The sequence below is a fragment of the Enterobacter sp. 237C8 genome (assembly GCF_034106865.1).
GTDB lineage: Bacteria > Pseudomonadota > Gammaproteobacteria > Enterobacterales > Enterobacteriaceae > Enterobacter > Enterobacter asburiae_B.
Genome location: NZ_JAWNDF010000001.1, coordinates 248,898 through 261,998, shown reverse-complemented (window position 1 = coordinate 261,998; position 13,101 = coordinate 248,898). Strand labels below are relative to the sequence as shown.

14 protein-coding genes are annotated in these 13,101 nt (G+C 49.1%); 6 read left to right on the top strand and 8 right to left on the bottom strand.

Annotation, left to right across the window (positions count from 1 at the left end):
* Position 1: 1 nt before the first annotated feature.
* Positions 2-154 carry a hypothetical protein gene (locus USF70_RS01280; protein WP_158002598.1) on the top strand — a complete coding sequence of 51 codons (153 nt, stop codon included), beginning with the start codon at positions 2-4 and terminating at the stop codon, positions 152-154.
* A gap of 42 nt (positions 155-196) precedes the next feature.
* Here USF70_RS01280 and USF70_RS01275 read toward each other — a convergent pair whose 3' ends face one another.
* The 7 genes from USF70_RS01275 to USF70_RS01245 all read right to left on the bottom strand — a co-directional run bounded on the left by USF70_RS01275 (position 197) and on the right by USF70_RS01245 (position 6,894).
* Entirely contained in the window at positions 197-1,162 is a 966-nt protein-coding gene (locus USF70_RS01275; protein ID WP_320735187.1) for a fimbrial protein, read from the bottom strand.
* Between the two features lie 85 nt (positions 1,163-1,247).
* A complete protein-coding gene (locus USF70_RS01270) occupies positions 1,248-1,775 on the bottom strand; it encodes a fimbrial protein (RefSeq protein ID WP_320735186.1) in 528 nt (175 codons plus the stop codon).
* Between the two features lie 9 nt (positions 1,776-1,784).
* On the bottom strand, positions 1,785-2,324 hold the full coding sequence (locus USF70_RS01265) for a fimbrial protein (protein WP_049015676.1): 540 nt from the start codon (positions 2,322-2,324) through the stop codon (positions 1,785-1,787).
* A 14-nt stretch (positions 2,325-2,338) separates the two neighbouring features.
* Positions 2,339-4,972, bottom strand: coding sequence for a fimbrial biogenesis usher protein (locus tag USF70_RS01260; RefSeq protein WP_087822133.1), 2,634 nt, complete (start codon positions 4,970-4,972; stop codon positions 2,339-2,341).
* Between the two features lie 22 nt (positions 4,973-4,994).
* Positions 4,995-5,726 carry a fimbria/pilus periplasmic chaperone gene (locus tag USF70_RS01255; RefSeq protein WP_223998124.1) on the bottom strand — a complete coding sequence of 244 codons (732 nt, stop codon included), beginning with the start codon at positions 5,724-5,726 and terminating at the stop codon, positions 4,995-4,997.
* Between the two features lie 6 nt (positions 5,727-5,732).
* The gene (locus USF70_RS01250; protein WP_148043172.1) at positions 5,733-6,383 is read right to left on the bottom strand and encodes a fimbrial protein; all 651 of its coding nucleotides are present in this window, start codon (positions 6,381-6,383) and stop codon (positions 5,733-5,735) included.
* Positions 6,346-6,894 (bottom strand): fimbrial protein, encoded by a 549-nt coding sequence (locus USF70_RS01245; protein ID WP_033144842.1) that lies wholly within the window; start codon positions 6,892-6,894, stop codon positions 6,346-6,348. The genes USF70_RS01250 and USF70_RS01245 overlap by 38 nt, the downstream gene beginning before the upstream one ends.
* 285 nt (positions 6,895-7,179) lie before the next feature.
* Between USF70_RS01245 and USF70_RS01240 the strand changes: the two genes are divergently transcribed.
* The 3 genes from USF70_RS01240 (at position 7,180) to USF70_RS01230 (ending at position 9,333) form a co-directional block, all read left to right on the top strand.
* Positions 7,180-7,854, top strand: a complete 675-nt coding sequence (locus USF70_RS01240; RefSeq protein ID WP_259678406.1) for a molecular chaperone — start codon at positions 7,180-7,182, stop codon at positions 7,852-7,854.
* A 12-nt stretch (positions 7,855-7,866) separates the two neighbouring features.
* The gene (locus tag USF70_RS01235; protein ID WP_166670500.1) at positions 7,867-8,424 is read left to right on the top strand and encodes a fimbrial protein; all 558 of its coding nucleotides are present in this window, start codon (positions 7,867-7,869) and stop codon (positions 8,422-8,424) included.
* 300 nt (positions 8,425-8,724) lie between these two features.
* Positions 8,725-9,333, top strand: coding sequence for a helix-turn-helix domain-containing protein (locus tag USF70_RS01230; protein ID WP_158002599.1), 609 nt, complete (start codon positions 8,725-8,727; stop codon positions 9,331-9,333).
* Between the two features lie 15 nt (positions 9,334-9,348).
* On the opposite strand, the gene USF70_RS01225 is transcribed toward USF70_RS01230, so the two are convergent.
* On the bottom strand, positions 9,349-10,218 hold the full coding sequence (locus tag USF70_RS01225) for a helix-turn-helix transcriptional regulator (protein WP_087822131.1): 870 nt from the start codon (positions 10,216-10,218) through the stop codon (positions 9,349-9,351).
* Positions 10,219-10,325: 107 nt separating this feature from the next.
* Here USF70_RS01225 and USF70_RS01220 point away from each other — a divergent pair, with 107 nt between their 5' ends.
* Positions 10,326-11,762 (top strand): MFS transporter, encoded by a 1,437-nt coding sequence (locus USF70_RS01220; RefSeq protein WP_087822130.1) that lies wholly within the window; start codon positions 10,326-10,328, stop codon positions 11,760-11,762.
* A 65-nt stretch (positions 11,763-11,827) separates the two neighbouring features.
* Positions 11,828-13,072 (top strand): mechanosensitive ion channel family protein, encoded by a 1,245-nt coding sequence (locus tag USF70_RS01215; protein ID WP_048978906.1) that lies wholly within the window; start codon positions 11,828-11,830, stop codon positions 13,070-13,072.
* Positions 13,073-13,101 lie beyond the last annotated feature (29 nt).

Below are 13,101 nucleotides of genomic sequence, written 5' to 3'. Positions count from 1 at the left end.
AGTGGAAATTGTGGTTGAAGAGGGAAGAATGGTGGTGACGGTGATGCCTAAACCCGAAACGCCGGTACCCGCTGAAGTCGTATCGAAACTGGCATTAAGGAAAGCGCGCGATCTGAAACGGTTTATGCAGCGTATTGATATGAAGCACGGGTAAAACGTGAGGCCGGGCATCCTGCCCGGTTTGTCATATTGAAGGTCATTGGTAGGTCAGATTCAACGTTGCGGTGGTATTTGCAATGCCAGCTTTAATCTTATCTTTAGTTTGAATATATCGAGCAGTAATAGGGAAAATTTCGTTTCCGCCAGCGGAATGTTTAATTTCCAGCCTTTCGTTTAATTTCAGCGGTTTATCATTATAAAGAAGCTGGACACCAATACCATCCGCAATTTTAGCATCGTCCTGGCCCTGCCCCGTTAATGCCAAAATACTACTGTCTGATGAGTCGGGGTTTTGTACACCAGTCAATGTGAAATTGATATTCGCTTCAGGATCACAGTCTAGTTTTAAATCAACGGTTTTTACTTCCTGAGATACGGTTCCAGTAGATATAAACTGGGCCGATAAAACATTGCCAATTGGAAATGACAACGGACCTGAATTTATGGCACAGGCGACTTGTGTAATAACCGCAGGCGAATTTATGCTCCATGTCACATCCCCGTTTGTATTCTCATTATTCAAAGCATATACATGAGCTACACTCCCAGTTGCCAGAGATCCTGACGTAATATTTCCTGTTTTAATTAAATCCACAACAGGGGGGTTAATTCCATAGCTCATGGCTGTTGAAAAATGATCCAAAAAAGTGCCTGGTGTAGGTGAAGCGTAAACGCCGCCATGCGACCACGTAGAGAAATAAAAACGAATGCCTACCCCTGGAACATTTGTATTATAAACATGCTCTATTGGTGCTGGAACAGCCCCTTGATAATTCATTGCAACATATATATCACAGTCAGTAATCCCGTAATAATACTCACCACCACTCATTTCACCGGCCACTGATGCAATAACAGTCCCAACAGGGGTATCTCGCTGCACTATTACATCATTAAAATGAACGTCATCAGTTGGACCAAAATAAGCATCTGCACTGCAAGCAAGTAAATGAGTTGAAAAAAACAGTGCAGACAAACATAAATAACGTAAAAAAGAGAACATAGAATACCTAAAAATTTGTGGACGCGGTTATATTATTAGCATAATCAAAAAAATCTACTATTTCTCTGTCCTTTCCAGCATTTTATTATGTGTAGTTGACTATAAACGTAACATATACATTCGCACTCCCCATCTCAACGTTATCGTCAACAGATACATAGCGCGCTGTAAACGCCAACTCAACTGATGTCTGGCCTGGTTCCAACGCAACACCCAAGCTTTGAGCACCCGGAGCGATCGGTTGGGCATTACTATCATAAATTCCCAGCGCAATACCTGTGGCCGCATCGGAACTGTGGTCGAGAGAATAGAGGGTATTGACTTGTGGGTCGGGTGTACCTGAAAAGGTAACAGAAGCTTCACTTGCCGCAGGCCCACAGTTAATAAGATTAATTGAGAAGGCCTTTTCTGGCGTTTGATTACCCTTCCTTGTAAACTGATTGACTGCCAGCACACCCATTTCAACGGTCTTATTTTGCGAGTCTGTAGCCAGCTCACATGTATTATCTTGTATTGTGCCAGATATAGTTACAGTACCATCATGTGCTTCAACATCAAATATGAATACGTTTAAAAGCAAGCACATTATAAAAAAACGCCTTGTGTTTTTCATTATAAAAACTCACTGATATATTAAATCAAAATACATCACAGCAGAGGCATCTCCTGGCGTCACCTGTGCTTTTGTCGACTTGTAACGCATTAGAAATGATAGCGTATTTTCTTCCCCGTCGAGCTCATATACCAATGGCTTTTCGCTATTAAATGGCAATGTTTTAAAATTATTATCGAGCAATTCAACTCCCACCCCCGTCGCTAACACCTTGTCTTTCCCAATATCGGTTATCGCCAACAAAGCAGGATTATCTTTATCCGTAACACCTGAAAAACTCACTTGAACATTTTTTAATTTTGAATAGCAATCTTTTAAATCAATATTCATAGCTTTGAATGCTGTGGTGCTTCCTACCGTAGGAAAATCTTTCCCAGAAAATACACCAATCATCACCGTCGGGGTCGGATATCGAACAGTACAACCACTGGCAATAATATTGCCCGCTATCGTTAACGTCGAATCTGCTGTCGATGCAAAGGGAACACAAAAAATCCCCCCCAGCAGCGTCAGAGTCACGACAAAAAAGCATTTCAAATTCAATTCCACCGTTTGCATCCTTTTTAATGGCAAATGACTTTCATCTGGGTAATGGCGGAATTCTCTGCATCAGCAGGGAGCTGGTAGTTCGCCCGGCACGTTTGCTCAGCCCCTTCTCCCCACTGCACCTGCAACTCACCTTTCGGTGCCAACCCGGACAAATACGCCTGTCCGTCATCTCCTACAATACTACCCATACCATTATCATTTCGTGTTACCGTCGCCCCAAAGGGAACTAGTTTGTTATTGTGCATCAACGTAAATAATGCCCGGCTTCCGACATGCGCCTGGAATGTTGCACGAACCAGTGCACCTCGCGTGGGTATAACGTCTACTACCGCGTTTTCAAGATCAACTTTGTCACCCAGTGTTGTGGTGTCCAGGCCTATACGGTTTTTACGGTAGGTCGTTGCGAAAGGCACAACAGCATATCCACGCCAGTCCGTTTTCACGCCGGTGGAGTTTTCAACCTTAACGTTATCCGCACCCGGCGCTTCAACCAGGACATTCGTTTCCCCTAGCGGCTGGCTCAGAGTAATGCCGTGTGGATGCGCCACGATGCCGCCCGCGACGCCGTAGGTCACCTGCTGAGAATTACTGCTGTCGTAGCTGTAACCTACGTTGGCATTACCATATCCGCCCTGATAAGCAAGGCTGGCATTACCGCTATTACCTGTACCCTGATTACCGTAGCCCTGCTGAACGCTGTAGCTCAGGTTATTGCCTTCCAGCAGAGTACCGCTGATCCCGGCGTTCTGGGTGACGCTACCGTGGTTATCGTGGTTCATGCTGTACGTCGCAAATGCGTTATTTGACGACGAGGCTCCCTGCGCTGAGAGCCATTTACCGATCGGTAACGACAGGTTGAATGCAATCATTTTGTCGGCTACGGGTTGGCCGGACATCTGGCTGTAGTTGTAGCTCAAACCGATATTAATATCCTTCCAGGTGGTGTTATAACCAAACTGCACCAGCGTATCTTTATCATCGTTATGCCAGTAACTTTGCTGGCTTCCGCTGAGATAAATGGAGCCAAAACCACCCAGCTGTTGAGAAATATTGACCTGCAACTTTCCGCGCTTGGTGTAATAGAGGTTGTAGTAGTCGAACCAGTGCGGCACATCGTTGTTATCATCATCATCCTCGTTCAGCGGATTGCTGTTATAGCCATCCATGTGCTTGTACGTAGTATCCGTAAAGGTGTAATAGCCTGACGTTGAATAGCGATAGCCCAATAACTGGAAGTTAGTTCCTATTTCGTTTAACGATTTTGCATAAAGCAAACGCAATGACTGACCGCTATGCTCGGTCTCATCAATAAGCGTACTTTGGGCGTGAGTGACATCCGCAGACAGCGCGCCCCAGTGGCCCATATTGACCCCCGTCCCGATCGCCATTGCCTTGTAATTGTCAGACAGCTGTGCGCCGCCATACAGCGTAAAACCATGCGGCAAGCCACAGCTTAATGTTCCTTGTGCGAAAGAGACTTGATCTTGCTGTTCGTTGCTGGTGCGGTACTTCGCGGCTGTGGCAGAATATTTCAGACGACCTTCGCGCTGTAGTAACGGGACGGCGGAATAAGGGACAGAATAGGAGGTAATAGCACCATCCTGCTCTTTTACTTCTACCGTCAAATCCCCGCTTGAGGATGTCGGAAAGAGATCGTCTATTGCAAAGGCGCCAGGCGCTACGTAAGTCTGATAAATAACGTATCCGTTTTGTTTGATCGTCACCTGAGCGTTGCTTTTTGCAATACCGCGCACCGTTGGGGCGAAGCCTTTCAGGCTGTCCGGCAACATATTGTCGTCTGAGGCTAGCTGAACACCACGGAAGCTAACGCTGTCAAACACGTCACCACTGGTATAACTGTCACCCACCGTCAGTTCACTTTTCAGCAAGATGATCGTGCGTTCCAGAAAACCACTAATATGTTGCCACTGGCTGGTTGTCTCTCCATTACTACTGATGCTACGGTTAAATGTAGAATAGTCACGATAACGCCATGCTCCCAGGTTAACGCCGCCGTTTAGCCCCAGAAAATTGCTGCTACCTTCGCCGCTGCTGTCTTTTCGTCTCGAGCCATTCAGGTTGTAGTTCAGAAGCAGGGCGTTGATCCCCTGATCCCATTTTTCCGGAGGAATGTAGCCCCGTGCGCTATTTTTAAGCGCAACCTGTGGCACACTGAGATCCAGGCGCTGCTTGCTAAAATCAAAACTGGCTTTAGCCCCCTCAATTAAAGTCGCGATATCGATACACTGTCCGTCTACAGACTGTTTTCGGTCTTGCGGAATACTTAGATCGATACCCAGACCATCCAATACTTTTCCGGATAAACAGGCGGTTAAACCTGTATCATCGGAGGATGACGGGGCGCTGGAATTCTGCGTTTGCCGGGCCTGAAACTCGACATCATGACTGGTGATAAAATCATTATTGAGATAAATGTCTACGCGATATACCCCAGGGGCCTGGCTGCCGTCGTTTTCAAAGCGGGATAGATCGGCAACCTGATTTTCACCATCCGCCAAAAAAGCCGGATTAAAATAGTTCTCTGCATGCAAAACACCGGAAAATAAACCCGATCCAATAACTAACGCTAATGGAGATAACCGCCAGCGGACTGCATTAATCATTCGAGCTTGTTTTCGAAGTTTCATAACAACTTATGACCTGTCTGCATTACGCATTGCATGTTAATGCTGGGGTTACTGCGCCATAGTCATTCATGGTCTGGAAAGATATACTGCCCTGGGCATTATCCGGCGCCGTTACCTGAAGGTTACCCATTGGGGGAACCATGTTGTTCGGCAATGCTTTCCCTCCAACGCTGAATTTCACCAGCGAAACAAAATAGGGAGAAGGGTTTGTAATGGTGATGCTTTTTCCACTACGCTGGCAACGCAGCGTTGCAGGTGCATCCATTGATTTCATTTTTAAATGCGCAGGGCGAACAAATAATTTGATCACACTTTGCGTAGCGATCTGTAAGGTATTACCCTGGAGTTGTTTTTTATCGAGTGAAGGTATTGCTTTGTTATTGAAGTAAAATACTGACTCGCGATCTTCCGGAAGTTTTGGGCCTACGTACATGATGCGCAGAACGTTCGCTTTTTCAGGCTTCATCACAAACAATGGCGGCGTCACGGTAAACTGTGTGGATTTATTACCCTGCGGATCGGATACCCAAGATTGCACCAAAAACGTCTCTTTCTTATTGGTGTTAACAACATTGATGCTGGTTTGTTTTTCACCCAGCGGATAAATGATTCGGGTGGCCCCCAGCGCGATCCCTTCTGCATAAACTAAATGACTATTTCCCAAGCAGATCATTAATAAGAGCAACGTTGAAATAAAGGTTTTCATTTTAAAAATCCAAAAAAATAAAAAACATCCTGGTGAGTACTTATCCATTTTTACTTACTGATAAATCACCGAGAAAGTGACGGCCGCACTGGCATCCCCCGCCGTAACGGGCATCGATACAGAGCGATATCGGGCGGTAAACAGTAATGTGTTTTCTCCCGCAATCAGCGGCATTTTTGCGAGAGGTTGGCTATCAGGGATCACCTGGTTGCCTCTCATATCAAAAATACCAATTCCGACGCCCTTTGCAGCACCAGAGCCAAAACCTGCCTGAAAGACCTGTGGATCCTTAAGATCAGCCAGTCCGTTGAAGGTGACGCTTGCCGACTCGCTGGTTGAAGTGGCACAATTTTCAAGCTTAATCCAGAAGGTGACCGGTTCAGCCCAACTTCCTGGCCCTAAAAATGAACCGGTGCGGACTTGACCCATCATGACACTCTGGTCAAAACTCTGCGTATCAATTGAACATGAGCTATTAACCACAGCACCATAGAAATGCACTTTTCCCACGGTTGATATATCGCTACTAATACCTGGCTGAATCAATAGCAGTTGAATGAAAATTATCAGTGCTATCAGACGAAACATGTTTATCTCAATAAAAAAATAATGATGAAGCGCCAGAAATATCCCCCCCCGGAATTCCAGAGGGGGATAAATAAAGCAATCAGGAATAGATGATCTGGAATGTTGCAACAGCTTCAACAGCACCCGCAGTTGGTTTATCGCCAGTTGTCAGATAATCAACACTCATAGGAATGGTGTTGTCGCCTTTTGACAGCGGAATGGTGTCAGATGCGGTACCAGAGTTAACATCCATCGCCTTACCATCTGGCCCAAACAGGCGCAAAGCCACGCCAGTTGCTCCGCCAGAACCTGCGGTGTTAGCCAAAGCACCTGCAGTTATAGCGTCTGACTGACCGCTGAAACTGATAGCGGCATTCGTATAAGTGCTGACATCGCAGTTAGTCAGGGTCACGTAGAACGGCTTAGACTGGCCAGAAACGGCATCTTTAGCGCCGAGGCTTTTCAACGTAATTTGATCAATATGGACAACCTGGTCTTCAGATTCCAGGGCAACAGCGCACGGTGCGTCTACCACAGAACCCATAAACTTAATATTACCACCGTTAACGGTCGTAGTGCTTGCCGCCTGTGCACAGGTAGCGCTTGCCATAATAGATGCCATAACTACAGCTAACATATGCTTCTTCATTTAAAACTCCAGATACCTATAATAAAAAAGAAAAATCCTGTTCTCACAAATAAAACATTATTTTTCAGCGAAAAAACACTCAGCATGTTGTAACAATATTTTATTTACAAGGGTATTTTTACAATATTAACTTTTTAGTCAAAATGAAATACGATCCTTTCTTGGATCCTAAATAGGATATTGTTTAGAAGGACAATACCCTTAGCGGCACTTAGAATTACAGCATCAGCATTGAAAACTGTCTTTCCCATTAAGGAGACATATATTATCTCTCGGAGTTTTACCGTGAAAATTATTACTATTTTACTGCTTGGCTGCACTGTCGCCGCCACCTGCCAAATGGCTCACGCAACGGTCAATATTGGCGGAACACGCCTCGTCTATGCAGGTGCAAAAAAAGAAGTGTCACTCAGCGTTCGTAATCCAGACAGTAGTCCTTATCTTATTCAGACGGTTATCGATAATCTTGATAGTAGTCAGCAAAAACCGCCCTTCATCATCACCCCTCCGCTTTATCGCCTTGATGGAGGGAAAGAAAACCTAATGCGCGTTATCCAGTCAGGCAATCTTCCACAAGATAAAGAGTCCATGTTCTGGCTACGTGTTAAGGCAATCCCATCTGCGCCACGTGAAAAAAATACGCTACAGATTGCGGTATCAACCAGCATTAAACTGATTTATCGCCCGGACTCGCTGAAAAACCTGGACGTAGAGAAAGAAAGCGACAAACTCAGCTGGCATATCTCTGGCAACCAACTGGATATCAACAATCCGACGCCCTGCTACATTAATTTCAATGAAATAAGTGTTGCCGGAAAAAAACTTACGAATGTCTCCTATGCATCACCGGGCAAAACAACATCGTTTACGCTCCCTGCGGGAGTTAATTCCGGAAATATTCAATTCAGCGTCATTAGCGACTTCGGCGCTGTGGGCAAGATGCACTCAAAATCTGCTTAAATGGCCATTACTATGTTCAATGTAAAAAAATTCTTTTTATCATCAACAGCCTGTATTTTTCTTACTGTCGGCTCGGCTCACTCCGCGTTTGCCGCAGACCCAGTACAAATTACCGTAACGGGCAATATTGTCGCCTCACCTTGCGTAATCGATACGGGAAGTGAGTCGTTAAATATTTCTCTAGGCGACCAGTTGCAAAGCGCCGATCTGAACGCAGCAGGAAGCAGTTCTGCATGGGTACCAATTAACGTCGTTTTCAAAAGCTGTCCGGCGGGTACGTCAACGATAACCGCAACATTCCATGGCACAGCCGATGCTGGCGATCCTAACACGCTGTACAGCAACACGGCGGTAGATGCGGGAGAAGACAAAGCGGCTAAAAATATCGCTGTTCAGCTTGAAGGTTTGGCTAATGAAGCTTACGGCAATGGCAAAACGGCGACTATTGATATTGCCTCCGCAGGCACGACACCCACCTTTAAGATGCATACTCGCGCTTTCAGTAAAGACGGTGGCGCGACACCGGGAAAAATCAGCTCCGTTATCACGATGTCATTCACGTATAACTAACAAACGGGTTTTTCTCTCGGATGCGGCTCAAGGATGGTCGTTTCCGGTCTTTTTTTCATTGTAGGGTGCTGAAAGGGATATCATGATTTTCTCTCGCTTTGCGTCTTTGCTGGCTGCATTCAACGCGGTTTCCTCATCGCCTGTACGTTAAACATCCTTCATCCTCTCAGCCTCTATTAAGATAACGTGTTATATATTGCGTGTGCCCATGGTGTCATTTATAACCTTGTTCTCACTTCCACTACTTTTATCAACCTCTGAAATACTCTTAGCGATATTTCTCAGGGTATGTTGTACGCTATGAAACCTGAAAATTATATTATAAAACTTATACATGAACTCTCTGAACCGGAGCGCGTCAGGGTAGGACACCAACGGCAAATCATTTCATTGGATCAGCATGAAAAACCAATGACATTCATACTCCATTCCGGCATCGTCGCCGTCTACCGCACGAGAGACCGGCTTCTGCTGAAGTTTATCGAAGCCCCGATGATCGTTGGTATGAATAATCTTATTGATACCAATGCGGGATTTTATATGCAGGCCTGCGGTGAAATTAGATATGAAATCAAACCGCTAAAATCTACATTTGCAATTATTAACAATCGCAATCTTTGGCAGGAAGCCGCCTATTCGTATATGTACGCCATTAAACGGTTACTGGAAGCTCATGAAACTTCGGTTGGGTTGTCTACTTATGAGTTAATTCGCCTTAATCTTGTGTCACTGATGACAGAGAAGGAAGACCTTCGTCTGTCTGTAAATGCCTGTGACTACATACAGGAAAAGACTCATCTTTCGCGCAGTCGAATTATGAAGATCCTGAGCGATTTGAAAACAGGCAACTATATTAAAATTGAACGTGGGCTCTTAATGGCAATAAACAGGCTTCCGGATAACTACTGACCCGGGAAACCAGGTTTATTTGTTCTGCACCGCCAACCATGCCATTGCCCTTTCCCCCGCCTCATCCACGGGCAGATACACCAGCAGCCGCGATCCGTTTCGCGGCGCGGAGTACCAGTACATCTGCTGCAGCGTAAAATCCCCCAGCTCGGGATGGGTAAACAGCTTGAGCTGGTTCTCCACGCCGCGCACGTCGTTGCGCTGGTGCCACAGGGTTTTAAACTCTTCCGACACCGCAAAGAAGCGCGCCAGTTTGGCCTCCCACAGCGGATCGCCCCGGTGCTCGGCCATCGCCGCCCGGAAATAGGAGACAAATATGGGCAGCACATCGTCACGTCTGCCGAGACGCGCGCGCCACGCCGGATGGGTGAGGAACAGGTAAATACAGTTACGGTCTTCCGGCGGAATTTCATTGAAATCGACGCCCATAAGGTGCCCGAAGCTGTCGTTCCACGCCACGATGTCGAAATTCGGTTTCTGAATGCTGGCGGGTTTAGGCATCAGCGTATCCAGCAGGCGGCGCGTGCCCTCGCTGATACCCTCGCAGCAGACCGCCTGCGGGGCTTCACCCGGCGGCAGCCCGGCTAACACGAACAGGTGTCGGGCCTCGGTCGGAGTGCATTGCAGCGCTTTTGCCACAGCCGCCATCACCGCGCTGGACGGATTGACGTCCCTGCCCTGCTCAAGCCAGGTGTACCAGGTCACGCCCACGTCCGCGAGCATCGCCACCTCTTCACGGCGCAGACCCGGCGTGCGGCGGCGACCGCTGCGCGGCAGGCCGAGACGCTGCGGATCGAGGCTTTCGCGTCGCGCGCGTAAAAATGCCCCCAGCTGTTTTCGGGTGTCATCCTGAAGTGAGACGACGGGTTCAGACATCAAGGCCATAAATCCCCCTGCATGGTAGTGCCAGTACCAGTATAAGCAAGAACTGGTACCCGTTTATCAGATGGTTGATGCTACGACCATCTGTTGAATGACGCAATGGAGTTACCATGAATACGTCAGTTGTTTCACCGGGCCGCGCTGGCCTGATATTGCTGCTAACCGGCCAGATGCTGCCGATGATTGATACCTCAATCACCAACGTCGCGCTGGACGCCATCACCCATTCGCTGAACGCCACCGCCACCGAGCTGGAGCTGATTGTCGCCCTCTACGGCGTGGCCTTCGCCGTCTGCCTCGCGCTCGGCAGCAAGCTGGGGGATAACTTTGGCCGTCGGCGTCTGTTCATGTGGGGCGTCGCGAGCTTTGGCCTGGCCTCGCTGCTGTGCGGGATGGCGGGGAACATTGAACAGCTGCTGGCCGCGCGCATCGTTCAGGGGGCGGGGGCCGCGCTGATCGTGCCGCAAATTCTTGCTACCCTGCACGTGACGCTGAAAGGTACGGCGCACGCTAAAGCCATCAGCCTGTTTGGCGGCATCGGTGGGATTGCGTTTATCGTCGGCCAGATGGGCGGCGGCTGGCTGGTGTCGGCGGATATCGCCGGGCTGGGCTGGCGTAACGCTTTCTTTATCAACGTGCCGATCTGTCTGGTGGTGCTGGGGCTGAGCCGCCATTTCGTACCCGAAACCCGTCGCGAGAAGCCGTCACGCATCGACTGGACCGGAACCGTGCTGCTGGCGATCATTCTTTGCTGCCTGCTGTTCCCGATGGCGCTCGGCCCCCAGTGGCACTGGTCGTGGCCGCTGAAGGTTATGCTTCTCGCCATTATTCCGCTGGGCTGGCTGACGGCGCTGAATGCGCGCAAAAAGGAGCGTGAGAATGCCCATCCGCTGATCCCGCCGCGCCTGCTGCAGCTTCGCAGCGTTCGCTTTGGCATTCTGATTGCGATGCTCTTTTTCAGCGTCTGGTCCGGGTTTATGTTCTGTATGGCGCTGACCATGCAAACCGGTCTGGGGATGGCACCGTGGCAGTCCGGAAACAGTTTTATCGCGCTGGGCGTAACTTACTTTATTTCGGCGTGGTTCGCGCCGAGGCTGATTGCTCGCTACAGCACCAGTACCATTCTGCTGACGGGTCTGGCGATCCAGATTGCCGGCCTGCTGGCGCTGATCGCCACGTTCCGCGTCTGGGGAATGGAGAATACCGCCCTGACGCTGGCGCCCGCGACCGGGCTGGTCGGCTACGGGCAGGCGCTGATCGTGAACAGCTTCTACCGCATCGGGATGCGCGATATTCAGCCTGACGACGCGGGGGCTGCGAGCGCCATTCTCAGCACGCTGCAGCAGGCCGCGCTGGGGCTTGGCCCGGCCATTTTTGGCGCGATTTTGCTGCACGCGCTGCAAAACCATCACGGGGATTACACCCAGGCGGTTAACGTCTTCCTGATGGTGGAAACGGCGATGATGGTGGTACTTGCCCTGGCGACGCTGCGCATCCGCCATAGCCTGTGCCTGCCGGTGGTGAAGGTCTGCCAGGCCACCAAATAAGCCCGGGAATTTGCATAATAGATCCGCAGCCGCCATTATGGGGCTGCATCAATACAGGAGACGTTATGCAGGAATTAATTGCTCAGGTTGAAGAGTTAGGCATTGAAATTAATCACACCACCTCTTTAGTGATTATCTTTGGTATTATTTTTCTTACCGCCATCATCGTTCATTTTATTCTGCACAAAGTGGTGCTTCGCGCTTTCGAAAAACGCGCGCAGGCCAGCAGCCATTTATGGCTGCAGATCATTACCCAGAATAAATTATTTCACCGTCTGGCCTTCACCCTTCAGGGGATAATCGTCAACGTTCAGGCGGTACTGTGGCTGCAAAAGGGCAGCGAAGCGGCGGAAATTCTCACTACCTGCGCAAAGCTGTGGGTCATGGTGTATGCCCTGCTCTCCTTCTTCTCGCTGCTGGACGTAATTTTTAATCTGTCGCAGAAAATGGCCACCGCGTCACAGCTGCCGCTGAAGGGGATCTTCCAGGGCATCAAGCTGGTGAGCGCCATCCTGGTGGGGATATTGATTATCTCCCTGCTGATCGGCCAGTCCCCGGCAATTCTGATAAGCGGTCTGGGCGCCATGGCCGCCGTTCTGATGCTGGTGTTTAAGGACCCGATACTCGGACTTGTGGCCGGGATCCAGCTTTCCGCCAACGACATGCTCAAGCTCGGCGACTGGCTGGAGATGCCAAAATACGGTGCCAACGGCACGGTAACGGACATCGGTCTGACCACCGTTAAAGTGCGCAATTTTGATAACACCATCACCACCATTCCGACGTGGGCCCTGGTGTCCGACGCCTTTATCAACTGGAGCGGCATGTCCGCCTCCGGCGGGCGACGCATTAAGCGCAGCCTGAATATTGATACCACCAGCATTCATTTTCTCGACGAGCAGGAGCAGCAGAAACTCATTCAGGCGAAGCTGCTGAAGCCCTATCTGGCCGCGCGACATGAGGAAATTAGCCTGTGGAATCAGAAGAACGGTGAAGGGGAGTCAGTATTAAATCTGCGTAAGATGACCAATATTGGGACCTTCCGCGCCTACCTGAATGAATATCTGCGCAACCATCCGCGTATTCGCAAAGATATGACGCTGATGGTGCGCCAGCTAGCGCCTGATGCGAATGGTTTGCCGATTGAAATATATGCCTTCACCAACACGGTGGTCTGGGCAGAATATGAGGAGATTCAGGCCGACATCTTCGACCATATATTCGCGGTGGTGGATGAATTTGGGCTGCGTATTCACCAGTCCCCGACCGGGAACGATATTCGATCCCTGGCGGGCGTTATCGCCAGATAATCCGTTTGTAGGCCCGGTAAGCGAAGCGC